Source organism: Mesorhizobium australicum, from assembly GCF_900177325.1.
Taxonomy (GTDB): Bacteria; Pseudomonadota; Alphaproteobacteria; order Rhizobiales; family Rhizobiaceae; genus Mesorhizobium_A; species Mesorhizobium_A australicum_A.
On record NZ_FXBL01000004.1, the window covers coordinates 2,163,989 to 2,186,057 of the forward strand.

Genomic DNA, 22,069 nt, shown 5'->3' on the forward strand with positions numbered 1-22,069 from the left:
GCTATTTTTTATTGACGCGTCAATCAATAAAAATACCGCCACCCGATGCCGCGATTGCGTCAGCCGTCCGGTCTTTACGTCGGCGGTGCCTGCGTTCATTCTGACGCGATGAGACATGCGGCGGTTGTAACCGGCGGTGCATCTGGGATCGGCCTCGCAGTGGTGGCGCGGCTGCTCGAGGACGGCTGGCCGGTCGCCGTGATCGATCTCGATGCGGACGGGCTCGTCCAGGCGGAGAACGACCTGGAAGGGGAGAACGTCATCTTCGTCCAGGCCGACATCACCGACGAGGACGAAGCGGCGTCGGCCTTCGACGAGATCGTCGACCGGCTGGGCCTGATCGGCGGACTGGTGAACTCGGCCGGCGTGGCCAAGGCCGCGAGCGTCGAGGACACGACGGCCGAATTCATGCGCGAGATGCTGGAAGCGAACCTCATCGGGCCATTCCTTGCCTCCAAGGCGGCGCTGGAGCGGATGGGCGAGACGCTGGCGATCGTGAACATCGGCTCGGTCTCCGGCCTGCGCGCCAATCGCGGCCGGCTGGCCTACGGCTCGGCGAAGGCGGGGCTCAAGCTGATGACCGAGGTGATGGCGGTTGAGCTTGCGACGCAGGGCGTGCGGGTCAACTGCGTGGCGCCGGGGCCGATCGACACGCCGATGGTGGCGCGTCTGCACGGGCCGCCGGAAAAGGCGTTGTGGCGCGAGCGCATCCCGCAGGAGCGCTACGGCCGCGCCGACGAGGTGGCGGGCGCGATCGCCTTTCTTCTGTCACCGGAGGCAAGCTATATCACCGGCCAGACCGTCGCCGTCGACGGCGGGTTTCTGGCAGGTGGTATCATTGCTCAAGACTAGACTGTCCGTCGCCGCGGTGCTGTTCGCGGTCGCATGCCCGGCCTGGGCCGAGCCCGATGTCGGCGACGTCTCGAACCGGTTCTGCGAACTCCAGACCGCCGACGACATGGCAGGCCTGCGCGAACTGATGACGGCGGACCTGCGTGCGATCGTCGAGGATGCCGAGGAACGCAACGCCGCGGTCGCCGACGCCTCCGGTCACGACAGCGCGCCGCTCGCGGCCGGGATACCCTATCGCGGCGTGGTCGACAGGCCGGCCTCGTGCCTCGCCTCGAAGGTCTCGCCGGCGGCCAATGTCACGATCGTCGACATCGCCTATTACTCCGAGAAGGGCGAACGGTGGACCGACAGGCTTGTGCTGAAGCCGGAAACGGGCGAGATGCGCGTCGACGACATCCTGTTCGCGTCCTTTCCGACGGACACCTATCAGGCCGGCCTGCGCCGCGTGCTGGCCGACACGTTCGATCAGTAGGGATGAGCAATGAGGGGGACCATCTTGAAGCGCAGCCTGTTCGCCGCCGCCCTGATGTCGCTGACCGTTTTCGGTGCATCGGCGCAGGATCACCCCAAGCGGCCGGAAGCGGCCCTGGGCGAGGCATTCTGCCTGATGAAGGACAATCCGGAGGCGGCCGGCCCGTTGCTGCTTGTGACACCGGCGCTTGCCGCCGAAATCCGCGCGGCGATGGCGAAAAACGCCGAGATCCAGAAGGCGCATCCCGACGAGAAGCCGCCGCTCGGCGACGGCGTGCCGTTCCAGAGCTATCAGGACGTCTCGCCAGGATGCGAGGTGGGCACGGTCGAGGGTGAGGGCATCGGCGCCGTGGTCGAGATCAGGCACGCCTTCCCGGACGAGCCGTCCGCAAACTATTCCGACCGTCTCGTCCTTGGCGCAGGCTGGAACGACGGCACGCTCGGTGTCGACGACGTGCTCTACGGCGCCGACGGGGACAACGGCACGCTGCGCAAGACGCTGCTCGCGGCGTTCGAATAGCGCTCAGAAGATCTCCCACCGCCCATAGGCGGGAATCTTGAGCGCCGGCCTCGCGATGTCGATCCCGGCCACCAGGCCCATGAAATGCAGCTCCAGCCCGCTGGTCGCGCCGACCGACAGGCCGGCAAGCCCGTGCAGCGTGGCGTGAAAATCTCCCGTCGCGGCCGACCAGCCGATCGTGCCGATGCCCGCCGCGAAGTCGCGGCCGGTCGCATTGGGCGGCATCGTCGCGCCGAGCTCCGGCACGGAGCGCAGCACATGCGCGACGAAGCTGTTGGAGTTCGGCCCGGGCCAGACGTGATAGTCGCCCGGCTTCGAGAAGGGATAGGAGGCGATCGCGGCCTCGACCTTCGGGATCACCGCCTCGGCGGCCTTGCCCTCCAGCGCATGGACGACGAAGGGCTCGTTCGAATACCAGCGCCCGTCGGCTGGCCGGCTGTTCCGGCGGATCGGCGAACCCCAGCCGACCTTGTCGTAGCGGTCGTAGGCGGCCGCGCCCGCCTGCTTGGTGACGATCCAGCTGTGCAGCGAGAACGCGCCCTTCAAGCCGCCGGTGCGCGCGGCGAGCACATAGACGGCCGCTTTCCGGTCCGCCTCGGCCTTTGGCAGGAGGCCCGACGACGACCAGTCGGCGGAACTCCAGCTGCCCGGCCGGTCCTGCAGCATCCACCAGCCGGCGGTGGCGAGCGCCGGCGTGACAAAGACGAGCAGGATGAACAGCAGGAGATGTTTGAACAGCTTCAATTCGACAACCTCAGCCTTGCCGAACCCGTGCGATCGGGTGCATGAGCCGACGAGATGGGGCAGGCAACATGGTGAAACGATGACGAACCCGGTTCTTGTCGAGGTGCTGCGCGGCGGCAAGGTCGAAAGCCGCCATGAGGGCTCGATCGCGGTGGCCGATGCCTCGGGCGCGCTGGTCCTGTCGCGGGGCGATGTCGCACGCCCGGTCTTCCCGCGCTCCGCGGTGAAGGTGATGCAGGCGCTGCCGCTGGTGGAGAGCGGGGCGGCGGATGCGTTCGGCCTCGATGTCAAGGAACTGGCGCTGGCCTGCGCCTCGCACAGCGGCGAGCCGGAGCATGCCGCCCTTGCCCGCGCGGTGCTGGCGAGGGCGGGACTCGAGCCGGACGCGCTCGAATGCGGCGCGCACTGGCCGACAAGCCAGGAGGCAACGATCCGGCTGGCGCGTTCGGGCGAGGTGGCGAGCGCGCTGCACAACAACTGCTCGGGCAAGCATTCGGGCTTCCTGTGCGGCTGCCGGCACATGGGGCTGAACCACAGGGGCTATGTGAAGATCGGCCACGACTACCAGCGGCTGATCGCGGCAACCATGGAGGAGGTGACGGGCGCGGCGCATCGCGAAGAGAACTCCGGCACCGACGGCTGCTCGATCCCGACCTACGCCGTGCCGCTGGTGAACCTCGCGACCGGCTTCGCGCGGCTGGCGACGGGCGAGACGCTGTCGGCCGGGCGCGCAAGCGCGGCGCGGCGGCTGTTCGAGGCCTGCATGGCCGAGCCGTTTTACGTCGCGGGCACCGGCCGGGCGGACACCGAGATGATGGAGGCAGGCAGGGGCAGGGTGTTCACCAAGGTGGGCGCCGAGGGCGTCTATTGCGGCGCCATTCCTGAACTCGGCCTCGGCTTCGCGCTGAAGATCGACGACGGCACCGGGCGCGGGGCGGAGGCGGCGGTGGCGGCGCTGCTGGCACACTTGCTGCGCGACGACGAGGCGCTGTCGGCCCGATTTGCCGACATGGCCTCGGTGACGCTGAAGAACTGGAACGGCATCGAGGTCGGCGAGGTGAGGGGACTGCCGGTCAGCTGACGCGGTCAGCTTTGCTGACCCGGTCAGCTTTGCTGACCCGGTCTGCTCAGCCGGCCCGGTCGGTTCAACTGACCCGGTTGCGCTCGATCGTCAGTCCGGGCAGGTCCGACGGCTCGACGGCGAGGTCGCCCGTCGCGGGGTCGGACCAGCGATGGCCGATGATCGCGCCGCGCAGGGCGCCGTCGATGACGTTGTCCGAGATGACGGCAGAGCCGGTGCCCTCAACCACCGAGACGGCGATGCCTTCGCCCGCCTTGCGGATGACGTTGCCGGTGGCCACGACGTTGCGCATGAACGGCCCCCAGCCGATGTTCATGCCGTAGAGCGGGGCGTTCTCGATGACGTTGCCGGTGACCGAGGTGTCGGCCTCGACCGAGATGCCGACGCCGAAGCCAGGCGCGTCGGCGGGATAAGGACCGGTCTGCGACAGGTTGCGCACGAGGTTGCCGGTGACGGTGGCGAGCCGGCCGCCCTCGTTGAAGTTGACGACCGAGATGCCGTTGGCGCCGCCGTCGACGATGTTGTTGGCGATCACTGCGCCCTCGAAGGCGAACTCTGAATAGATCGCCGTCTCGCCGGAGCGCCGGCAGGTATTGCCGCTGATCTGGATGTTGCCGCCGGAGTTGGAGCGGATGGCGGAGAAGGCGCAGTCGGCGATCTGGTTGCCGGAGACGATGACGTTGCCGGCGCGAAAGACGTTGATGCCGTTGCCGTTCTGGCCGGTGCCGCCAGCGCGGGCAAGAATCCGCTCGACCCGGTTGCCGGTGACGATCGTGCCGTCCTCGGCCGGCTGCCAGCGGTGGACGAGGATGCCGCCATTGCCGCAGTCGGCGACCGTGTTGCCGGTGATTTGCAGGCGGCCGGCCTCGACGCTCCAGATGCCGGCATCGGCCGCGCCCGAGATCTCGCTGCGCTCGATGCGGCCGGAGACGCGCTCGAGGGCAAGGCCGTTCTTGGACGAGCCGACGACGCGGCAGTTGTCGAGGACGAAGGCGGCGACGCCGCGCGCGTCGACGAGGCCCTGGGCGGTGTCGCCGAGCCAGCGACTGGCGCCGTCGATCACGAGGCCGGACAGCTCGATGTGGTCGGCGCCCTCGGCGGCCAGCATATGGCCGTCGCCGGCATGGACGAGCCGTGTGGCGCCCGGCACACCGGAGAGCCGCACGCGGCGCGGCAGGGTTATCCTGGCAATGGCATACTGGCCGGGCGGCAGGAAGATCGCGGCGTCCTCGTCCGACGCCTTGTCCAGCATCGCCGAGAAGGCGCGGCTCTGGTCGTCGAAGCTGCCGGGCTGCATGCCGAACTCGCCGGCATCGATTGCGCCGCGCATGGCGGCGCGCACCGGCTCTGCAAACAGGCCGGCGGCGAAGCCGGCCGAGGCGGCGAGGAAGCGGCGTCTGTCCAGCATTGGCACGGGTCTCCGCAGGGAGCGTATCGCCTTGCATGGGGTGTGCCAAGGCGAGGCCGGGCGAGGGCATTGTCCGCGTGGCGCCCAGGCGGTAGCTTGCCAGTATGAGCAGGGCATTCACCAAGGAAGACGACGACACCGAGGCGATCGCGATGATCGGCGAGCGGCCGGTCAGTGCCGAACGCAACCTTGTAACGGCCGAAGGGCTGCGGCAGATCGAGGCGGAGATGGCGCGGCTGCGCGACGAGCTGTCCCAGGCCGAGAAGTCGCAGGAGCGGGTCGCGGTGGCAACCATCCTGCGCGACCTGCGCTACTGGACGTCCCGCCGCGAGACGGCGGAACTGTCGGAACCGGAGGCGGGCTCGGATGTCGTGCGCTTCGGCATGACCGTGGTGCTGGAAGGCGAGGACGGCAAGCGCCGCACCTGGCGGATCGTCGGCGAGGACGAGGCGGATGCAGCGAAAGGCTCCATCAGCCATGTCTCGCCGATGGCACGCGCACTGTTCGGCAAGCGCGTCGGCGACGTGGTGACGGTGGCGGGCAAGGAGTGGGAAGTGGTGGGTCTGTGAGGGCCACAGGGAATGCCCGGCGTGCCGCGCAACGGCTTTCCGCGCGGCCGGTTGTTCCCGCCGCTGAGCGTTGAAACCAAGTCGAAGTCGGACGACGCATCCGAAATGCCCCATTGGTGGGAGCATCTCGGGACTTTGGTCGGATTTCAGTCATGGCGAATTCGGACGCTCGCTCGACATCTTCGACCCGCTTCCGCCAGCCCTCGCTTTCCTGGCAGATTTTATCTCTCTGCCTCGGAGACTCAGGCAGTCGAGGCTACTCCACCGTTCCCGGCGCGGGGTTGAAGCGCACCAGGTGCAGCGCAATGCCGCTTGGAACGGTCGCAGCGGCGTCGATAAGCATGGCCGAGCAATAGACCTCTTTGCTGGTCGCGATGATCGCCGCAGTGCCCTGATTGATGACCTTCCCTGCCGCTAGCAACACGTCCTCCGCGAGCCATGCGGTTGAACGGGTCGAAAATGTTAGAGTTCTTTTGGATTTGACCTCGTGGGAAACATCAGCTTCGACGCCACCGTGCCAATTCAGGATGCGAACTCTAACCTTCTCTGTCGCGGCGCTGTTACTGTAGCACATGAAGGAAGTAGCGACGCCCTTCATCGTCGTATAACCGGAATCTGCCACACCTGCGACGCGATAGATCATCATTTCCGGATCCGTGGTCACCATCGGCGCGACGCCGTTACCGAGAGAGTTGGTGCGATCCTGTGCTGCCCCAGACACTGTGAAAGCAAGGGCGACGGTGACTGCGAGAGCGGCTACTTTCATGGAGGTCTCCTGTGATTTGCGGCTTAAATAGCTTCCGTATGGGAAGGCCACAAGCCAAGCCTGCCTGAGGAAGCGATGCAACCTGAAACGCCCCTCTGCTGAGCGGTGAAGGTCCGCTGCGAACGCATCGTCTCGATGGTCAGGGGCGGCGCGGTCGCCTATAAGGGCGTTTTCCAGCCTGAATGCCTTTCCGTGAACCCATCCGCCCGCCTGCAAGCAACCCTCGACCTTGTGCAAGAAATCGATCACGTCGCGCGTCCCGTGGATGCCGTCGTCTCGGCCTGGTTCAGGACCCGACGCTATATCGACGACCGCGATCGCGGCCTGATCCTGGAGACCGTCTATTCGCTGCTCAGGCATCATGCGCGGCTGGGCTGGTGGCTGGAAGGCCAAGGTCGCGAGGATGTGCCCCGCAACCGGCTGATCGCCTGGCTGGCGCTGAAGGAAGGCAGGACGGCAGATCAGGTGAAGAGCCTGTTCAGCGGTGCGAAGTTCTCGCCGGCCGTGCTGAGCGAGCGCGAGGAGGCGCTGCTGGCGAAGCTGGAGGGTCACGCGATCGACCATCCGGCCATGCCGGAGGAGGTTCGGCTCGAATGTCCGGACTGGGCGGCGGGTGCGCTACGAGCGCGGTTCGGCGAGGCGTTTGCGGACGAGATGGCAGCGATGCTGACGGCGGCTCCGCTCGACCTGCGCGTCAATCCGGTCAAGGCCATGCGGGACGACATGCTTCGTGCACTCAAGGGGTTCGGCGTGAAGGCACAGGCGTCGGCCTTGGCTCCTTACGGCATACGCGTGGATGAGCGCCTTTCGCTCGCGCGCCTGCCGATGCTGAAGAGCGGCGAGGTCGAGATCCAGGACGAGGGCTCCCAACTTGTCGCCCTGCTGGTCGACGCAAGGCCGGGCGAGCGCGTGGTCGACTTCTGCGCCGGGGCTGGCGGCAAGACGCTCGCCATCGCCGCACAGATGGACAACCGGGGCCATGTGATTGCCTGCGACGTCAGCGAAGGCCGGCTGAAGCGCGGCGCGGAACGTTTTCGTCGAGCGGGACTGCACAATATCCAGACGCGGCTCCTGGCAAGCGAGACGGACAAGTGGGTCAAGCGGCACAAGGGCGGCTTCGACCGCGTGCTGGTGGACGCGCCCTGCAGCGGCACCGGCACCTGGCGGCGCAATCCCGATGCGCGCTGGCGCTCGCCGGAGGAGAAGGGGCTGGACGCTCTCGTCGCGATGCAGGCACGGATCCTAGCAAGCGCGGCGAGGCTGGTGAAGCCCGGCGGGCGGCTGGTCTATGCGACATGCTCGATGCTGCCGGCGGAAAACGAGGACCAGGTGGCCGCCTTCCTCGCCGCGCATCCCGGCTTCAAACCCGTGCCGCTCAAGGACGTGGCGCCGCAGGTGACCAACTCGGCCCATCTCGACTATCTGGCACTGACGCCTGCGCGACACGACACAGACGGTTTCTTCGCCGCCGTGATGCAGCGGGAGGCCGCGCCGACGCCGGACGCGGCGGCTATTTCTTGAACATCTGGACGCCCTTGGTCGTGAATTTCTGCCCGCGGCTATGGGGCCGCGCGGGGCGCTTGACGTCGGCGGCCTTGCCGGTTCCCGCCGGCTGGTAGTTCGGCACGAGCTGGTCCGGACGCGGGCCGATCAGGTCGGCGCGGCCCATCTCCTTCAGCGCATCGCGTAGAAGCGGCCAGTTGTTCGGGTCGTGATAGCGCAGGAAGGCCTTGTGCAGCCGGCGTTGCTTGGCGCCGCGCACCGTCTCGACCTTGTCGGTGCCGCCGCGCCTGACGCCTTTCAGCGTGTTGACGCCGGTATGGTACATGGCCGTCGCAGTTGCCATCGGCGAAGGCAGGAAGGTCTGCACCTGGTCGGCGCGGTAGCGGTTCTTCTTCAGCCACAGCGCGAGGTGCATCATGTCCTCGTCGGTCGTGCCGGGATGTGCCGCGATGAAATAGGGGATCAGGTAATACTGCTTTCCCGCCTCCTTGGCCGCCGCGTCGAACATCTCCTTGAACTTGTCATAGGTGCCGATGCCGGGCTTCATCATCTTGTCGAGCGGCCCGCGCTCGGTGTGCTCGGGGGCGATCTTGAGATAGCCGCCGACGTGGTGGGTCACCAGTTCCTTTACATATTCCGGACTCTTGACCGCGAGGTCGTAGCGCACGCCTGACGCGACCATCACCTTCTTGACGCCCTTCGTCTCGCGCACCTTGCGGTAGAGGCTGATCAGATCGTCGTGCGACGTGTTGAGGTTGGGACAGATGTCCGGGAACACGCAGGACGGCAGCCGGCAGGCTGCCTCGATCTTCGGGTCCTTGCAGGCCATCCGGTACATATTGGCGGTAGGGCCGCCGATGTCGGAGATCACGCCGGTGAACCCCGGCGTCTTGTCGCGGATCTTTTCGATCTCCTGCAGGATCGATTTTTCCGAGCGGTTCTGGATGATGCGGCCTTCATGCTCGGTGATCGAGCAGAAGGTGCAGCCGCCGAAGCAGCCGCGCATGATCGTGACCGAGAACTTGATCATGTCCCAGGCCGGGATTTTCGCGTCGCCATAGGCCGGGTGCGGGGCGCGCGCATAAGGAAGGTCGTAGACCGCGTCCATCTCGTCCGACGTCAGCGGGATCGGCGGCGGGTTGAGCCACAGGTCGCGGTCGCCATGGCGCTGCACCAGCGGACGCGCATTGCCAGGATTGGCCTCGCGGTGCAGCACGCGCGAGGCGCGCGCATAGGCATCCTTGTCGTTCTCGACCTGCTCGAACGACGGCAGACGGATCACGGTGTCACCCTTGGTGCGGGTGGCGCCCTCGTCGGCGGAGTCGATGTCGTCGGCGTGCAGTTCGGTGAAGCCCTCGGGCACGCGGCGGAACAGGGCGACGCCGCGGACGTTATCGAGATCGCGCGTGGTCTCGCCGGCGGCCAGCCGGTTGGCCACCTCGACCACGGCGCGCTCGGCATTGCCGTAGATTAAAAGGTCGGCCTTGGCGTCGGCCAGGATCGAGCGGCGCACCTTGTCCGACCAGAAGTCGTAATGCGCGATGCGGCGCAGCGACGCCTCGATGCCGCCCAGCACGATCGGCACGTCCTTGTAGGCCTCGCGGCAGCGCTGGGTGTAGACGATGGTGCAGCGGTCCGGCCGCTTCCCCCCCTCGCCACCTGCCGTATAGGCGTCGTCGCTGCGGACCTTCCGATCGGACGTGTAGCGGTTGACCATGGAATCGAGATTGCCGCCGGTGACGCCGAAGAACAGGCGCGGCCTGCCCAGCGCTTTGAACGGCTCCGCCGACTGCCAGTCCGGCTGCGAGATGATGCCGACGCGCAGGCCCTGGGCTTCGAGCAGGCGGCCGATGATCGCCATGCCGAAGCTCGGATGGTCGACATAGGCGTCGCCGGTGACGAGCACGACGTCGCACTCGTCCCAGCCGAGCGATGTCATCTCGGCGCGGCTCATCGGCAGGAAGGGTGCTGCCCGTCCGGCTTGAGGCTCGCGCGCCGTCAGCGGAATGACGGCTTTCTGGGCGCTGGCTATGGTTTCCATCGCCGCGACGTATAGGACGACGCCGGAGCGAATTCAATTAACCGCGATTTGGGCCCTGGAAGGATGTGTTGATACTGAGGCTAGAACCGAAGTTCTTGCACTCGCCTCTGTCCGAGATTGACTGCCGCGAACTCCCGCGCTTCCTCGACCGTGTCGTGAGCCGTCGTGACGATGAAGCGACTACGATCCTCTCCGTCGCCGACGATGATCCAATCGATTTCGTCTTCAAGCTCCTGGGCACCGCTGCCGCCGATTGCGATCAGTTCCACGCCATCCGCAAGGCAAGCTTCTACGAAAGCTTCAAGGCTGGATGGATCGGTCAGAGGCGAACACAGCACGATACGGGGCGCGTAGGTCATGGGGTGCCCGTTAGTGGCGCTATAGCCGCTTGGCTTTCTTGTACTTTTCCAGTCGTTTGTCCGCTTCCATGATCTGCATCCTGAAATCGTCCGACATGTGGGGTGAGCTGTCGCCCTTACCGAGCACCGACAGCGCGACCTTGCGCCTTTCCATCTGCTCGCGAGCGATGGCCATCTGCCGGTCGAAATCCTTGTCGGTCTGGGTCATAACACAACCATCGTTTGCATGCGCAGACGATAGCACGTGGCAAATCGTGGAGCTAGAACACCACGCGTGAAGCGGAAACGCTGGCGCTGCCCCTCATCCGCCCTTCGGGCACCTGTGCCGGGGCGAGCCGCTTGTCTCGCCCGTCCTTCGGATCCTCGTGAACGGGGAGAAGGAGTGGCGCCTCACCCCGCCATCAACCGGTCCATCAGATCGTTCGCCGCTTCCGGGATCACCGTGCCCGGCGGGAAGATCGCCGCCGCACCGGCCTTGAGAACGGCATCGAAGTCATCGGGCGGGATGACGCCGCCGGCGATGATCATGATGTCGGAGCGGCCGGCGCGGTCGAGCGCCTGCTTGAGTTCGGGCACGAGAGTGAGGTGGCCGGCAGCGAGCGAGGAGGCGCCGACGATATGGACGTCGTGGTCGATGGCGAGTTTTGCCACTTCCTCCGGCGTCTGGAACATGGCACCGACGGTGACGTCGAAGCCGAGGTCGATGAAGGCGGTGGCGATGACCTTCTGGCCGCGATCGTGGCCGTCCTGGCCCATCTTGGCGACGAGGATGCGCGGGGCGGAGCCGTGCTTGGCCTTGAAGGCCTCGACCTTGTCGTGGACGACGTCGACCACCGGCAAGTCGCCAACCGCCTTGCGGTAGACGCCGGAGATCGTCTTCACTTCCGCCGCGTGGCGGCCGAAGACCTTTTCCATCGCGAAGGACATTTCGCCGACGGTGGCACCCGCGCGGGCGGCGCGGATGCAGAATTCGAGCAGGTTGCCGTCCGCGCGGGCAGCGGCCGTCAACGCGTCCAGCGCGGTCTCGACGGCGGTGACGTCGCGGGTGCCCTTTAGCTGCTGCAGCTTGGCGAGCTGGCGGGCGCGGACCTCGGCATTGTCGACCTTGAGCACGTCCACCTCGATGTCCTGCTCGGGCTTGTGGACGTTGACGCCGACCAGCGCCTGTTCCTGGCTGTCGATGCGGGCCTGGGTGCGGGCCGAGGCCTCCTCGATGCGCATCTTGGGAATACCGGCTTCGATGGCCGCCGCCATGCCGCCGAGGCTCTCGACTTCCTCGATATGAGCGAGCGCACGGGTAGCGAGGTCGTGGGTCAGCCGCTCGATAAAGGCCGAGCCGCCCCACGGGTCGATGACGCGGGTCGTGCCGGATTCCTTCTGCAACAGGATCTGCGTGTTGCGGGCGATGCGGGCCGAGTGGTCGGTGGGCAGCGCCAGCGCCTCGTCGAAGGAGTTGGTGTGCAGCGACTGGGTGCCCCCTTGGGTCGCCGCCATCGCCTCGATCATGGTGCGGACGATGTTATTATAGGGGTCCTGCGCAGTGAGCGACCAGCCGGAGGTCTGGGTGTGGGCGCGCAGAGCCAGCGACTTGGCGCTCTTCGGCGAAAAGTTCTTCTGCATCAGGGCGGCCCAGATCAGCCGGCCGGCGCGCTGCTTGGCGACTTCCATGTAGAAGTTCATGCCGGCGTTCCAGAAGAAGGAGAGGCGCGGCGCGAAGTTGTCGATGTCGAGGCCGGCAGCGACGCCCGCCCGCGCGTATTCGATACCGTCGGCGATGGTGTAGGCGAGCTCGAGGTCGACCGTCGCCCCGGCTTCCTGGATATGGTAGCCGGAAATCGAGATCGAGTTGAACTTCGGCATCTCCCGCGACGTGTAGGAGAAGATGTCGGAAATGATCCGCATCGACGGCTTCGGCGGGTAGATGTAGGTGTTGCGGACCATGAACTCCTTGAGGATGTCGTTCTGGATGGTCCCGGCGAGCTTGGCCGGCGGCACGCCCTGTTCCTCGCCCGCGATGATGTAGAGCGCCATGATCGGCAGCACGGCGCCGTTCATGGTCATCGACACCGTCATCTGGTCGAGCGGGATGCCGTCGAAGAGCTGGCGCATGTCGAGGATGGAATCGATCGCCACGCCCGCCATGCCGACGTCGCCGGCGACGCGTGGATGGTCGCTGTCGTAGCCGCGATGGGTGGCGAGGTCGAAGGCGATGGAGAGGCCCTTCTGGCCGGATGCGAGGTTGCGGCGGTAGAAGGCGTTGGATTCCTCGGCCGTCGAGAAGCCGGCATACTGGCGGATGGTCCAGGGCTGCTGGACATACATGGTGGGGTAGGGGCCGCGCAGATAGGGCGCGGTGCCGGGCACGTTGTCGAGAAAGGGCAGGCCGGCGAGATCCGCCTCGCCGTAATGCCGCTTGACGGCGATGCCTTCGGGCGTGTCCCAGACTGAGGCTGCGGCGGCCGGCGCCCGCGTCTTCGGGGCGCTCCAGGCGATGGTCGAGAAATCCGGGATCATCGGGCGGGCTCCGCGAACTGGTCGAGGCGATGCGGCGGCAGGGGCTCGCAGCTCAAGGGGCCGTCCTTGGCGACGATCCGCCGTTCGGCCGCGAGCACCGTCACCGGCCGCTCCTTCGCCATCGGATAGAGGGTGGTGCCGACGATCGGGCGCTTGCCCTCGCCCACCGCCGCGCGGCGCTTCGCTGCCTCCGCGCCGATGCGCGCCTGGAGCTTGCCGGCGGCGAGGCTTTCCATGATGCCGCCGTCGGCCTCGATCACCTGGAATTCGCGCCAGGCAGCTTCACAGAGCGCATCCGTGAGCGCCTCGACGCTGCCGGAGCCGGCCATCGGGTCGGCGACGAAGCCGACATGGCTCTCGTCGGCGAGGATGAGCTGCGTGTTGCGCGCGATGCGGCGGGCGAACGCATCGGGCAGGCCGTGCGCGATGGTATAGGGCAGGATCGAGACGGAATCGGCCCCGCCCGCGACCGCTGCGAAACAGGCGATGGTGGTGCGCAGGATGTTGGTCTCGGGGTCCTTGTGCGTCATCATCCGGTAGGAGGTCTCGGCGTGGATGACGGCCGGCGACGGGTCGATGCGGCAGACCTCCTGCAGGCGCAACCAAAGCTTGCGCAGGGCGCGGAATTTTGCGGTGACGAGAAGCTGGTCCTGGTCGGCAGAGAGCACGAAGCCGACATGCGGGGCGGCATAGACGAGCGGCTGGCGCGCATCCTCGAACATGCGCAGATGCGCGGCCGCCGTGGCGAGCGCAGCGCCCAGCTCCTGCGCCTCGGTGGCGCCGGCATTGTGGTAGACGCGGCCGTCGGCCTCGACGAGCACGCCCGGCACGCCGAGCGCGAAGAAATGCGCCAGCGACTGCGGCAGCGACGCGCGCATCGCCTCGATCGACATGCGCAGCCGCCCCGTGCCGGCGAACAGCGCGGCGGGATCGATGCCGAAGGCGAGCTTGAGCCGCGACATGTCCCGGCGCTTGGAAACGATGGCGTGGACAAGCCAGTCGACCGCGGCGCGGCTGGCCGGGTGGACGTCGATGCGGACATGCGTGTCGGCGAAGGAGATGCCGTCGAGCGCCTGCGACAAGGCCTCGCCGGTGGCAGGAAGACCGTAGCCGAACGCGTTCGGCGCGCCTTCGAAGACGAGGGAGAGCCCGGTCGCGCCGCCGGCAAGATCCTCGCGCACCTGCGCATTGGCGCGGGCGGGGTCGGGATCGTCGACGCGCTGGATCACCTGCCAGGGACGCTCGACCTGGGCGCGCACGACATGCGCTGCCCCGGCGCGGCGTTCCGACAGCGGCTCGATGCGGATCCCGTCGTCGGTGGACGAGACCAGCGCATCGTCGAAGTCGGCCTCGCCGATCGCCTTGCGGGCGAGCTTCAGCCACTCCTCGCGGCCGGCCTTCGGGAACGTCGTGGTCGTCAGAAGCGATTCGTCCATGAACTCTCCGGCGATCTTCCTGCATCCCCTCCCCGGCGAAGGGTAGGGGCAGGGGAAAGCCGCCGCAATGTAAAAGTCACGATCGCGCTCCCCCGCTGATGCGCCAGCAGATATGCGGAACAGCCGGCCTTATGCAACCATCCTTTCGGCAAATTCGCCGCACAGCCATTGTGGGGCGGACAGGCGGTAATTATACCGGGCGGTTGTGGCGATGCCGCCGCGCCGAGACCAGAATTCGCACTGCGGAGAAAAGACCCGATGTGGGAAAAGCAGGATCAGACGATCTTCCTGGGCGCGAGCCGCACGCCTGCCAACGACTACCAGAAGGCGGAAGACCTGCTGCTGAAATATGGCAACCGGCACGGCATCGTCACCGGCGCGACGGGCACGGGCAAGACGGTGACGCTGCAGATCCTCGCCGAGGGCTTCTCCAATGCCGGCGTTCCGGTATTCGCCGCCGACGTCAAGGGCGACCTCTCCGGCGTCGCGGCGATGGGCGAGGCGAAGGACTTCCTCGTCAAGCGCGCCGCCGACGTGAAGCTCGATCCGTATGATTTCCAGGAGTTCCCGGTGATCTTCTGGGACCTGTTCGGCGAACAGGGCCACCCGATCCGCGCCACCGTGTCGGAGATGGGACCGCTGCTTCTGTCGCGGCTGATGAACCTGACGGATGCGCAGGAAGGCGTCGTCAACATCGCCTTCAAGCTTGCCGACGAGGAAGGCATGCTTTTGCTCGACCTCAAGGACCTGCAGGCGATGCTGGCCAACATGGCGGAGCGGGCGGCCGAGATCGGCGCGCGCTACGGCAATGTCACCCGCCAGTCGGTCGGCGCCATCCAGCGCAACCTTCTGGTGCTGGAACAGCAGGGCGCGGCGAACTTCTTCGGCGAGCCGGCGCTGAAGATCGCGGACCTGATGCGCAAGACACCCGATGGACGCGGCGCGATCAATGTGCTGGCGGCCGACAAGCTGATGAACAATCCGCGCCTCTACGCCACCTTCCTGCTGTGGCTGATGTCGGAGCTGTTCGAGGAGTTGCCCGAGGTGGGCGACCCGGACAAGCCCAAGCTCGTCTTCTTCTTCGACGAGGCGCATCTTCTGTTCAACGACGCGCCTAGGGCACTGGTCGAGCGCGTCGAGCAGGTGGTGCGCCTGATCCGCTCGAAAGGCGTCGGCGTCTATTTCGTGACGCAGAACCCGCTCGACGTGCCGGAGACGGTGCTGGCGCAGCTGGGCAACCGCATTCAGCACGCTCTGCGCGCCTATACGCCGCGCGAGCAGAAGGCGGTGAAGACGGCCGCCGACACGTTCCGGCCGAACCCGGACTTCGACTGCGCCCAGGCGATTACCCAGCTCGGCACCGGCGAGGCGCTGGTCTCGACGCTGGAGGAGAAGGGCATTCCGTCCATGGTGCAGCGGACGCTGATCCGCCCGCCGGCTTCGCGGCTTGGGCCCATCTCGCCCGAGGAACGCAAGAAGGTGATCGCCGACAGCCCGGTCGCCGGGCAGTACGACGAGACGATCGACCGCGAGTCCGCCTTCGAGATCCTGCAGAAGCGCGCCAGCCAAGCACAGGAGGCCGAGGCGAAGGCGCGCGAGCAGGAGGAATTGGCCGAGCCGCAGGGAAGGTCGCGCTGGACACTGCCGGATTTCGGCGGCGGCGACAGCGGCGGTTCTCCTCAGCCACGCGGCCGCACCCCCTCCGCCCCGCGCCCGCGCACGTCGAACCGCCAGTCGGTAACGGAAGCCGCGATCAAATCGGTCGTCCGCTCGGTAGGGTCGTCGGTCGGGCGGGCGATCGTCCGTGGGGTGCTGGGGAGTTTGAAGAAGGGATTCTGAGGAGGCGAGGGGCGGAGAGCCGCGTCTGGGGACCGTCTCGCGGGCTGCCTCGACGTGACGAAGCGCACACAACGCTGTCTGACGGAGTCCACTCATTTTTTCAACGCGGCTCACCTAGAGAAGCCACGGCACTTCCAGATCGTCCTTTGCTATCTTTGCAAACTACGGAGTGGTTATTCTCGAACCACCCCGCAGTTGTTCCGGCGCCGCCAAGATCCTCACATCGTCTGATCTCATGCGCGCAACAGGCCTATTGCAACAGGAACAGCACCGCGCTTGTCACCAGACTGCTGACCAGGAAATAGGGCGCGTTTACCATCGTGTAGGTGAACGGTCTGGGGAAGTTGGGATTGATCGCGATGGTCATGCACATCGCCAGGAGATAACCGACACCAATCACCAGCCCGAGCGCGAGGGCATCGGTGAGCGAGACAATGCCGATCATGCGCATGATCGCGGCCGTCGTGACGATCATAACGACATTGCACACGAAGGGGCCAAGGATGGTCAGCATGTCCAGCTTGGCGGCCGGCATGGCCTCTCGTCCCAGCGCTATCGCATAATATTTGGGTACCAGAGCGCCGAAATAGACGCCTCCGAACACGAAGCCGAACGCGGCCGCCGCAAGAACGCCCCAGAGACTGATCTGGGCAAATGCACTGAAAACCATGGTTCACTCTCTCGCTAAAGTCTCATCGGGGGACGCTCAGTGGGCGTTGGCGCTTTGCACGTCGACGATCCAGGTGATGCCGAACCTGTTCTTGAGCATGCCGTAGAGCGGGAACCAGCCGGCGGGCGCAAGCTCTCGCAGAATCTCGCCGTCAACCTTGAGCTTGTCCCCTCTTCGCCCTCTGGCTTGGTAAAATCGATGAAACGGGTATAGATGCGTCCAACTGACACTTCACGGCAGTTGGACGATGAGCGGACCCGATCGATTGCTGCGCCTGCTGCAGCTGATGCGCGTCATGGCGCCACCGATCACGGCGAACCGCCTGGCGGTCGAGCGCGGCGTGTCCGTCCGATCGATCTACCGCGATATCGAGCTGTTGCGGCTGTCGGGTGCCCAGATTGAGGGAGAACGCGGCTATGGCTATCGTCTGATCGAGGACTATGCCCTGCCGCCGCAAACCTTCGATCGTCTGGAAATAGAGGCGATTGCGGTGGGGCTGGGGGAAGTGCGCCAGATGGGCGACCCGGACCTGGCACGTGCCGCCGAGGCTGTACTCGCCAAGGTTGCCGCGACCTTGCCGGACGATCGCGAGCAGCAATTGCTGCATTCAATATCCCATGTTTATCGGCCAAGTGGTCGCTACGGCTCGCTTCCGCATCTGAACGCGATACGGCAGGCGTGCTGGGGAGAACAGGAGATCGAGATCGGCTATCGCGATCAAGCGGGCACCGCCAGCCGGCGCATCATTCGCCCCCTTGCCATCGTGTATAACGACCACGTCTTGACTGTTCTGGCCTGGTGCCGCCTGCGTGATGATTTCCGGATGTTCAGGATCGACCGGGTCGACGGCGTTTCAAGCAAAGGAACCAGTTTTCGTCCACGGCGGGCGAGTTTGTTGCGCGAATATCTGGCAAAACTCAGCGCAAAGGCGAACGAAAAGTAGGCAGCTTTCGGGACAGTCTCCGCCACTGCTCTTTGACCGCAATGGCGTCGGAAGTTGCCGTCGATCGCGATCGTGCGGGGATATTGGGGAGTTTGAAGAAGGGGTTTTGAGGGGGGGAGACTATATTTCTAGACCACCTCGCCACCTCAGGAACAGGAGCCAATATGGCTCGACGCGCGATAGCCAAATGGCTATCGCGCATTTGCCAGCCCCTCGCTTATTTCATCAAAGGGCACGCGCTCTGGCTTGCCGGCCGCCAGAGGTCTTCAGCTGGAATCACGCTGCCAACCGTGTAGTAATCGTAGGGCTCCTTAACATCGTTGGGCGCCTTGACGGTTACTGAGTACATCGGGCGCATCACCTGCCCATCCGCACGAATCTTGACATTGCTCATCTCGAAGTCGTTGACCGGCATCTCGTGCATCTTGGCCACCACGGCTTCGCCTTCGTCCGTGCCCGCTTCCTTGACTGCCTTCAGGTAGTGGGTAATTGCGCTGTAAAAGCCGGCCATCGTTTCATTGGGGACGCGATCACGGAAGCGCTTCTTGAACCGCTCCGCGAAGGCGCGTGTCTGATCGTTCATTCCCCAGTAGAACGGTGTAACCAAGCTCATCCCTTGAGCAGCCTCGATTCCGATGCCGTGGGTCTGGTTGATCTGAAGGCCGAGCGCGACGACTTTCTGCCCACCGGCCTGTATCCCGAATTCCTGAGACTGCTTCATGGCATTCGCGAAGTCCGAGCCGGCATTTGCGAGAACGATGACTTTCGCGCCGCTCGCCTGCGCCTGCAGCAGGTATGATGAGAGATCGTTGGTGTTCAGCGGATGCAAAACCGATCCGACGACCTTTCCGCCAGCCTCTTCGATGAACTTCGTGGCATCGGCCTGGGACTGTTTGCCGAAAGTATAATCGACGGTGACGAAGTAGTAGGTATCGTTCCCGTCGGCCACCATGGACCTAATGATGCCCCTGGCCAGCGCATAGGTGTCCAGCACCCATTGGGTCGACATCGCCGTGCAGTTTTCATTCGTGAGGCCAGAGGATGCGGGACCGGCGATCAGATATGGCTTCTTGTTATCCGTCGTGATCTTCTGGATCGCGATTGCGATCGACGACAACGATCCGCCCGCGATCACATCCACGCCGTCCTTGTCGATCCATCGCTGAACAATGGAAGCACCGATGTCGGGTTTGCTTTGATCGTCGGCCACCACCAACTCGATTTTCTTGCCGTCTATCTCGCCTCCGAAATCCTCGATCGCCATCCGCGCCGCTTCCACGGAACCCGGCCCTCCGGTGTCGGAATAGATGCCCGACTGGTCGTTTATGAGGCCGATCCTGATGACGTTGTCGGAGAACGGGTCAGCGGCCCGCGTCGGTATCGTGACGGTGAGCGACGCCGCCAGGATAGGCAGGCCGTAGAGTAGTGATTGGGTCTTGCGTGACATAAATTCCTCCCGACGGGGCATGCCCCCTATAGTATTCCGCCGACATACCCATGCATCGGCACGAGATCATTCGGCCGAACAAGGCTACGACCGGGAGTCTTGACGAAGAAGGGGTGGGGACCGTTTCACGGATATGAAACACGCGGTAGCCAGCGGGTTTCCGGATTTACGGCGATAGCGAAATTCCGGCCTCGCCGCGCTGGAGCCAGCGTTCCACATATACATGAATATGGTATGCCCTCAGAGCGGCTCGCCGCTTGACGTTGCAGTCTCGGCCAGCCGAACGGATTCGAACAGAGCCTCGAGATACGCATCGTAATTGGCGCGCATGCGCTCAAGGGCGCCCCCGAGCGAAAGCGCGACCGGCTGGTTATGGACAGAAATCTTGAGGAGCGCTGCCAAGGTGGCACCGCCGAGAAACGGAACGTTCTCGACGTAGCAGAATCCGTTGCGCCGGATTTCGCTCACGCGTTTCAGGATGAAGTCGACATCCACGCGCATGCTTTTCTCCGCGACCAAGTTTGCTCGCCGAACATAATTGTCCACCTGCTTGTCGGGCATGGTGGAGAGGAGCGTCCAGCCGATGCCCGAGTGGGTGAGGAGGCGCTGGCTTCCGGTGTCTATCACGAAGCGCAGTGCATGGACTGAGTGCAAATTCATGATGTACTGAACGTACAAATCGTTCTTCATGTTGATGCCGACGCCTTCGCCGGTGCGTGAATGAAGAAACTTCATCGCCTCGACAGCCGAATTGGATGGGAAGAACGCGTCGGGTATCCATTCCGTGATCGAGAAGAACCGGGGGGTCGGGAAATAGGTCCGTGAATGCCTGTCGAAGTTGAGATACCCCATGTTGACCAGCGTCTTCAGCAGGACCGTGGTGCTTGAATGAGGGTAGCCCAGTTCAAGAGCTATCTCCGTCATCGCCAGGTTTTTCCGATGCCGATCGAACAGTTCGAAAATCTGAATGACACGAGTAGCCGATTTGACCTGGATCTGGGACAGTCGTGCCTCCTGCATGTGCGGCGCGTGTCGGAGATCGCCCGACGGCGCGGTCATACCTGCCACCACACAGAGCAACTGGTCAACGCATAGGCGGATTGGGGAGCTGATTTGAGGGCGCGGAGACTTCGCCCCTTCAGTCAGGGGCGCACCAAACTGGTTCGACATGGTTGCCGAAGGTCGCACGCTGCGATGGCAGTCCGAAGGCAGGCGGCGCGGCCGCCTATCGAAAGACGCTGCCAGCCGCGATGCAGATTTGGGCAGCCTGGCCGAAAAGCGCGGCCAGACTGTAGAAGCCCATCGTCTCACGCCACCCGCGGCATCTCGGTCGTCACCAGCACCGGCGCCTTTTCCGGAACACGGTCGTAGAGGTCGATGACGTCCTGATTGATCAGGCGCACGCAGCCGGACGAGACCGACTTGCCGATCGAGTCCCACTCGGGCGAACCGTGCAGGCGGAAGAGCGTGTCCTTGCCGTCCTGGAACAGATACATGGCACGTGCGCCCAGCGGGTTGTCGATGCCGCCGGGCTGGCCGCCTTCCCATTCATTCTTTCCGGGAATCTGAATGGCCTTGTATTTTGCCAGTTCGGGCCGGCGCGCGATCATCTCCTCAGGCGGGAACCAACGCGGCCAGTGCTGTTTCCACTCGACAATGGCTCGGCCAGACCATGCAAAGCCTTCCTTACCGAGACCGACGCCGTAGCGAACGGCCTGACGATCGGGCCTGACGAAATACAAGAAGTGGTTGGCGATATCGACCACAACGGTGTCGGCCGGTTCGCCGGTCGGGTCGGGGACGATCTGGCGGCGGAAGCGCGGGTCCAGGCGTTCGTAGGGAATTGCGGGCAGGACAAAGCCATCGTCGACGCGCGATGCATACATTTCAGCATCCGTGCCAAGTGGCGGCTCGGGTGGAAACTCTCTCAGCCGAGGGTCCTCCCGCATCGTGGTATCTTCCCTCGTCGCGCACCCGGCGAGCGCCAGCGCCGCGAAGGCGCCGGTGCCCAACAGGCGGCGGCGGGTAAGGGGGCGTTGAAGCTTGATCATGAAGTCAGTACGCCGGCTGATCGGGTTCGATTCCCGAATATGGTCTAACTTCGCGTGTGCGCCGTTTCAATCAGACGCTCGCCAGCCCGCTCGTCACCAGAATTGGGGACTTGTTCGGGACGCGGTCGAAGAGGTCGATGATGTCCTGGTTGAGCAGGCGCACGCAGCCGGAGGAAACCGACTTGCCGATCGACCACCATTCGGGCGAGCCGTGCAGGCGGTAGAGCGTGTCCTCGCCGTTCTGGAAGATGTAGAGCGCGCGCGCGCCGAGCGGGTTGTCGAGGCCGGGCGGCATGCCGCCATTGGCGGCGCTCCACTTGGCGAGTTCCGGCTGGCGGCCGATCATCTCGTCCGGCGGGGTCCATTTCGGCCATGCCTTCTTCCACTGGATGACAGCGCGCCCCGACCATTCGAAGCCGGCGCGGCCAAGGCCGACGCCGTAGCGGATCGCCTCGCCACCACCGCGCACCAGATAGAGGAAGTGGGCGGACGTATCGACGACGATCGTCCCCGCCGGCTCGCCGGTCGGGTCGGCAACCACCTGGCGCAGGAACTGCCGGTCCATCTTCTCGATCGGGATGGCGGGTAGGGCGAACCCGCCGTCCTCGCGCGCCGCATACATGGTCGCATAGCTGCCGAAGGACGGGTCGACGCCGAACTGCGGCCGCTGCGCGATTTCAGGCGGCGTCGTGCCGACGGTCGTGCAGCCCGACACCGCAAGTGCGGCGCCGCCGGCGATGAAGGCCCGGCGGCTGAGATTGGGGGAGGAGGCGAATGTCATGATATCCCGAAGCCCTTGTTTGTCTTGGCGCAACGCCGGCCCTCCCCTCCGGTTGCAGCGCGAAAGCTTTAGGC

General features: G+C 65.2%; 21 protein-coding genes. 8 read left to right on the plus strand and 13 right to left on the minus strand.

Annotated elements, in window-relative coordinates; genetic code table 11:
* Positions 1-108 precede the first annotated feature (108 nt).
* Genes B9Z03_RS12970 through B9Z03_RS12980 form a run of 3 tightly spaced genes read left to right on the plus strand, consistent with a single transcriptional unit; the run spans position 109 to position 1,843 of the window.
* On the plus strand, positions 109-852 hold the full coding sequence (locus B9Z03_RS12970) for an SDR family NAD(P)-dependent oxidoreductase (protein ID WP_085464580.1): 744 nt from the start codon (positions 109-111) through the stop codon (positions 850-852).
* Entirely contained in the window at positions 839-1,324 is a 486-nt protein-coding gene (locus tag B9Z03_RS12975; protein WP_085464581.1) for a hypothetical protein, read from the plus strand. The genes B9Z03_RS12970 and B9Z03_RS12975 overlap by 14 nt, the downstream gene beginning before the upstream one ends.
* 9 nt (positions 1,325-1,333) lie before the next feature.
* Complete coding sequence (locus B9Z03_RS12980; RefSeq protein WP_085464582.1) at positions 1,334-1,843, plus strand: hypothetical protein; 510 nt, start codon at positions 1,334-1,336, stop codon at positions 1,841-1,843.
* Between the two features lie 3 nt (positions 1,844-1,846).
* Here the strand turns inward: B9Z03_RS12980 and B9Z03_RS12985 are convergent, their stop codons facing one another.
* Positions 1,847-2,587 (minus strand): DUF3750 domain-containing protein, encoded by a 741-nt coding sequence (locus tag B9Z03_RS12985; RefSeq protein ID WP_085464583.1) that lies wholly within the window; start codon positions 2,585-2,587, stop codon positions 1,847-1,849.
* Positions 2,588-2,666: 79 nt separating this feature from the next.
* Here B9Z03_RS12985 and B9Z03_RS12990 point away from each other — a divergent pair, with 79 nt between their 5' ends.
* Positions 2,667-3,668, plus strand: coding sequence for an asparaginase (locus tag B9Z03_RS12990; RefSeq protein WP_085464584.1), 1,002 nt, complete (start codon positions 2,667-2,669; stop codon positions 3,666-3,668).
* Between the two features lie 64 nt (positions 3,669-3,732).
* Here the strand turns inward: B9Z03_RS12990 and B9Z03_RS12995 are convergent, their stop codons facing one another.
* Complete coding sequence (locus B9Z03_RS12995; RefSeq protein ID WP_085464585.1) at positions 3,733-5,076, minus strand: TIGR03808 family TAT-translocated repetitive protein; 1,344 nt, start codon at positions 5,074-5,076, stop codon at positions 3,733-3,735.
* A gap of 104 nt (positions 5,077-5,180) precedes the next feature.
* Between B9Z03_RS12995 and greA the strand changes: the two genes are divergently transcribed.
* Positions 5,181-5,645, plus strand: a complete 465-nt coding sequence (gene greA, locus B9Z03_RS13000; RefSeq protein WP_085464586.1) for a transcription elongation factor GreA — start codon at positions 5,181-5,183, stop codon at positions 5,643-5,645.
* A gap of 256 nt (positions 5,646-5,901) precedes the next feature.
* Here greA and B9Z03_RS13005 read toward each other — a convergent pair whose 3' ends face one another.
* Positions 5,902-6,411 carry a hypothetical protein gene (locus tag B9Z03_RS13005; RefSeq protein ID WP_085464587.1) on the minus strand — a complete coding sequence of 170 codons (510 nt, stop codon included), beginning with the start codon at positions 6,409-6,411 and terminating at the stop codon, positions 5,902-5,904.
* A gap of 192 nt (positions 6,412-6,603) precedes the next feature.
* On the opposite strand from B9Z03_RS13005, the gene B9Z03_RS13010 reads away from it, so the two are divergent.
* Positions 6,604-7,932 carry an RsmB/NOP family class I SAM-dependent RNA methyltransferase gene (locus tag B9Z03_RS13010; protein WP_085467642.1) on the plus strand — a complete coding sequence of 443 codons (1,329 nt, stop codon included), beginning with the start codon at positions 6,604-6,606 and terminating at the stop codon, positions 7,930-7,932.
* Here B9Z03_RS13010 and B9Z03_RS13015 read toward each other — a convergent pair.
* The 5 genes from B9Z03_RS13015 to B9Z03_RS13035 all read right to left on the minus strand — a co-directional run bounded on the left by B9Z03_RS13015 (position 7,922) and on the right by B9Z03_RS13035 (position 14,264).
* Positions 7,922-9,955 carry a YgiQ family radical SAM protein gene (locus B9Z03_RS13015; RefSeq protein WP_085464588.1) on the minus strand — a complete coding sequence of 678 codons (2,034 nt, stop codon included), beginning with the start codon at positions 9,953-9,955 and terminating at the stop codon, positions 7,922-7,924. The genes B9Z03_RS13010 and B9Z03_RS13015 overlap by 11 nt on opposite strands.
* Positions 9,956-10,035: 80 nt before the next feature.
* Entirely contained in the window at positions 10,036-10,314 is a 279-nt protein-coding gene (locus tag B9Z03_RS13020) for a hypothetical protein (protein ID WP_085464589.1), read from the minus strand.
* A 19-nt stretch (positions 10,315-10,333) separates the two neighbouring features.
* Complete coding sequence (locus B9Z03_RS13025; protein ID WP_085464590.1) at positions 10,334-10,522, minus strand: hypothetical protein; 189 nt, start codon at positions 10,520-10,522, stop codon at positions 10,334-10,336.
* Between the two features lie 182 nt (positions 10,523-10,704).
* Positions 10,705-12,828, minus strand: coding sequence for a methylmalonyl-CoA mutase (gene scpA / locus B9Z03_RS13030; RefSeq protein WP_085464591.1), 2,124 nt, complete (start codon positions 12,826-12,828; stop codon positions 10,705-10,707).
* Entirely contained in the window at positions 12,825-14,264 is a 1,440-nt protein-coding gene (locus B9Z03_RS13035; protein ID WP_085464592.1) for a methylmalonyl-CoA mutase family protein, read from the minus strand. Before B9Z03_RS13035 ends, scpA begins: the two co-directional genes overlap by 4 nt.
* A gap of 258 nt (positions 14,265-14,522) precedes the next feature.
* Between B9Z03_RS13035 and B9Z03_RS13040 the strand changes: the two genes are divergently transcribed.
* Positions 14,523-16,103, plus strand: a complete 1,581-nt coding sequence (locus tag B9Z03_RS13040; RefSeq protein ID WP_085464593.1) for a helicase HerA-like C-terminal domain-containing protein — start codon at positions 14,523-14,525, stop codon at positions 16,101-16,103.
* A 250-nt stretch (positions 16,104-16,353) separates the two neighbouring features.
* On the opposite strand, the gene B9Z03_RS13045 is transcribed toward B9Z03_RS13040, so the two are convergent.
* On the minus strand, positions 16,354-16,773 hold the full coding sequence (locus B9Z03_RS13045) for a DUF1761 domain-containing protein (RefSeq protein WP_085464594.1): 420 nt from the start codon (positions 16,771-16,773) through the stop codon (positions 16,354-16,356).
* A gap of 247 nt (positions 16,774-17,020) precedes the next feature.
* Between B9Z03_RS13045 and B9Z03_RS13050 the strand changes: the two genes are divergently transcribed.
* On the plus strand, positions 17,021-17,716 hold the full coding sequence (locus B9Z03_RS13050; RefSeq protein WP_085464595.1) for a helix-turn-helix transcriptional regulator: 696 nt from the start codon (positions 17,021-17,023) through the stop codon (positions 17,714-17,716).
* A gap of 217 nt (positions 17,717-17,933) precedes the next feature.
* On the opposite strand, the gene B9Z03_RS13055 is transcribed toward B9Z03_RS13050, so the two are convergent.
* The 4 genes from B9Z03_RS13055 to B9Z03_RS13070 all read right to left on the minus strand — a co-directional run bounded on the left by B9Z03_RS13055 (position 17,934) and on the right by B9Z03_RS13070 (position 21,995).
* Entirely contained in the window at positions 17,934-19,163 is a 1,230-nt protein-coding gene (locus tag B9Z03_RS13055) for an ABC transporter substrate-binding protein (RefSeq protein ID WP_085464596.1), read from the minus strand.
* Positions 19,164-19,403: 240 nt separating this feature from the next.
* Entirely contained in the window at positions 19,404-20,222 is an 819-nt protein-coding gene (locus B9Z03_RS13060) for an IclR family transcriptional regulator (RefSeq protein WP_176247511.1), read from the minus strand.
* 248 nt (positions 20,223-20,470) lie between these two features.
* On the minus strand, positions 20,471-21,049 hold the full coding sequence (locus tag B9Z03_RS13065; RefSeq protein WP_432416996.1) for a L,D-transpeptidase: 579 nt from the start codon (positions 21,047-21,049) through the stop codon (positions 20,471-20,473).
* A 235-nt stretch (positions 21,050-21,284) separates the two neighbouring features.
* Positions 21,285-21,995 carry a L,D-transpeptidase gene (locus B9Z03_RS13070; protein ID WP_085464598.1) on the minus strand — a complete coding sequence of 237 codons (711 nt, stop codon included), beginning with the start codon at positions 21,993-21,995 and terminating at the stop codon, positions 21,285-21,287.
* Between the last annotated feature and the right edge of the window lie 74 nt (positions 21,996-22,069).

Bases quoted from the DNA above. Each gene is read 5' to 3' on its own strand.
- B9Z03_RS12980 (WP_085464582.1), top strand. From the start codon at position 1,334: ATGAGGGGGACCATCTTGAAGCGCAGCCTGTTCGCCGCCGCCCTGATG.
- B9Z03_RS13050 (WP_085464595.1), top strand. From the start codon at position 17,021: ATGAGCGGACCCGATCGATTGCTGCGCCTGCTGCAGCTGATGCGCGTC.
- B9Z03_RS13060 (WP_176247511.1), bottom strand. From the start codon at position 20,222: ATGACCGCGCCGTCGGGCGATCTCCGACACGCGCCGCACATGCAGGAG.
- B9Z03_RS13065 (WP_432416996.1), bottom strand. From the start codon at position 21,049: ATGTATGCATCGCGCGTCGACGATGGCTTTGTCCTGCCCGCAATTCCC.
- B9Z03_RS12995 (WP_085464585.1), bottom strand. From the start codon at position 5,076: ATGCTGGACAGACGCCGCTTCCTCGCCGCCTCGGCCGGCTTCGCCGCC.
- scpA (WP_085464591.1), bottom strand. From the start codon at position 12,828: ATGATCCCGGATTTCTCGACCATCGCCTGGAGCGCCCCGAAGACGCGG.
- greA (WP_085464586.1), top strand. From the start codon at position 5,181: ATGAGCAGGGCATTCACCAAGGAAGACGACGACACCGAGGCGATCGCG.
- B9Z03_RS13015 (WP_085464588.1), bottom strand. From the start codon at position 9,955: ATGGAAACCATAGCCAGCGCCCAGAAAGCCGTCATTCCGCTGACGGCG.
- B9Z03_RS13005 (WP_085464587.1), bottom strand. From the start codon at position 6,411: ATGAAAGTAGCCGCTCTCGCAGTCACCGTCGCCCTTGCTTTCACAGTG.
- B9Z03_RS12970 (WP_085464580.1), top strand. From the start codon at position 109: ATGAGACATGCGGCGGTTGTAACCGGCGGTGCATCTGGGATCGGCCTC.
- B9Z03_RS12990 (WP_085464584.1), top strand. From the start codon at position 2,667: ATGACGAACCCGGTTCTTGTCGAGGTGCTGCGCGGCGGCAAGGTCGAA.
- B9Z03_RS13040 (WP_085464593.1), top strand. From the start codon at position 14,523: ATGTGGGAAAAGCAGGATCAGACGATCTTCCTGGGCGCGAGCCGCACG.
- B9Z03_RS13070 (WP_085464598.1), bottom strand. From the start codon at position 21,995: ATGACATTCGCCTCCTCCCCCAATCTCAGCCGCCGGGCCTTCATCGCC.
- B9Z03_RS13055 (WP_085464596.1), bottom strand. From the start codon at position 19,163: ATGTCACGCAAGACCCAATCACTACTCTACGGCCTGCCTATCCTGGCG.
- B9Z03_RS13025 (WP_085464590.1), bottom strand. From the start codon at position 10,522: ATGACCCAGACCGACAAGGATTTCGACCGGCAGATGGCCATCGCTCGC.
- B9Z03_RS13035 (WP_085464592.1), bottom strand. From the start codon at position 14,264: ATGGACGAATCGCTTCTGACGACCACGACGTTCCCGAAGGCCGGCCGC.
- B9Z03_RS13020 (WP_085464589.1), bottom strand. From the start codon at position 10,314: ATGACCTACGCGCCCCGTATCGTGCTGTGTTCGCCTCTGACCGATCCA.
- B9Z03_RS13045 (WP_085464594.1), bottom strand. From the start codon at position 16,773: ATGGTTTTCAGTGCATTTGCCCAGATCAGTCTCTGGGGCGTTCTTGCG.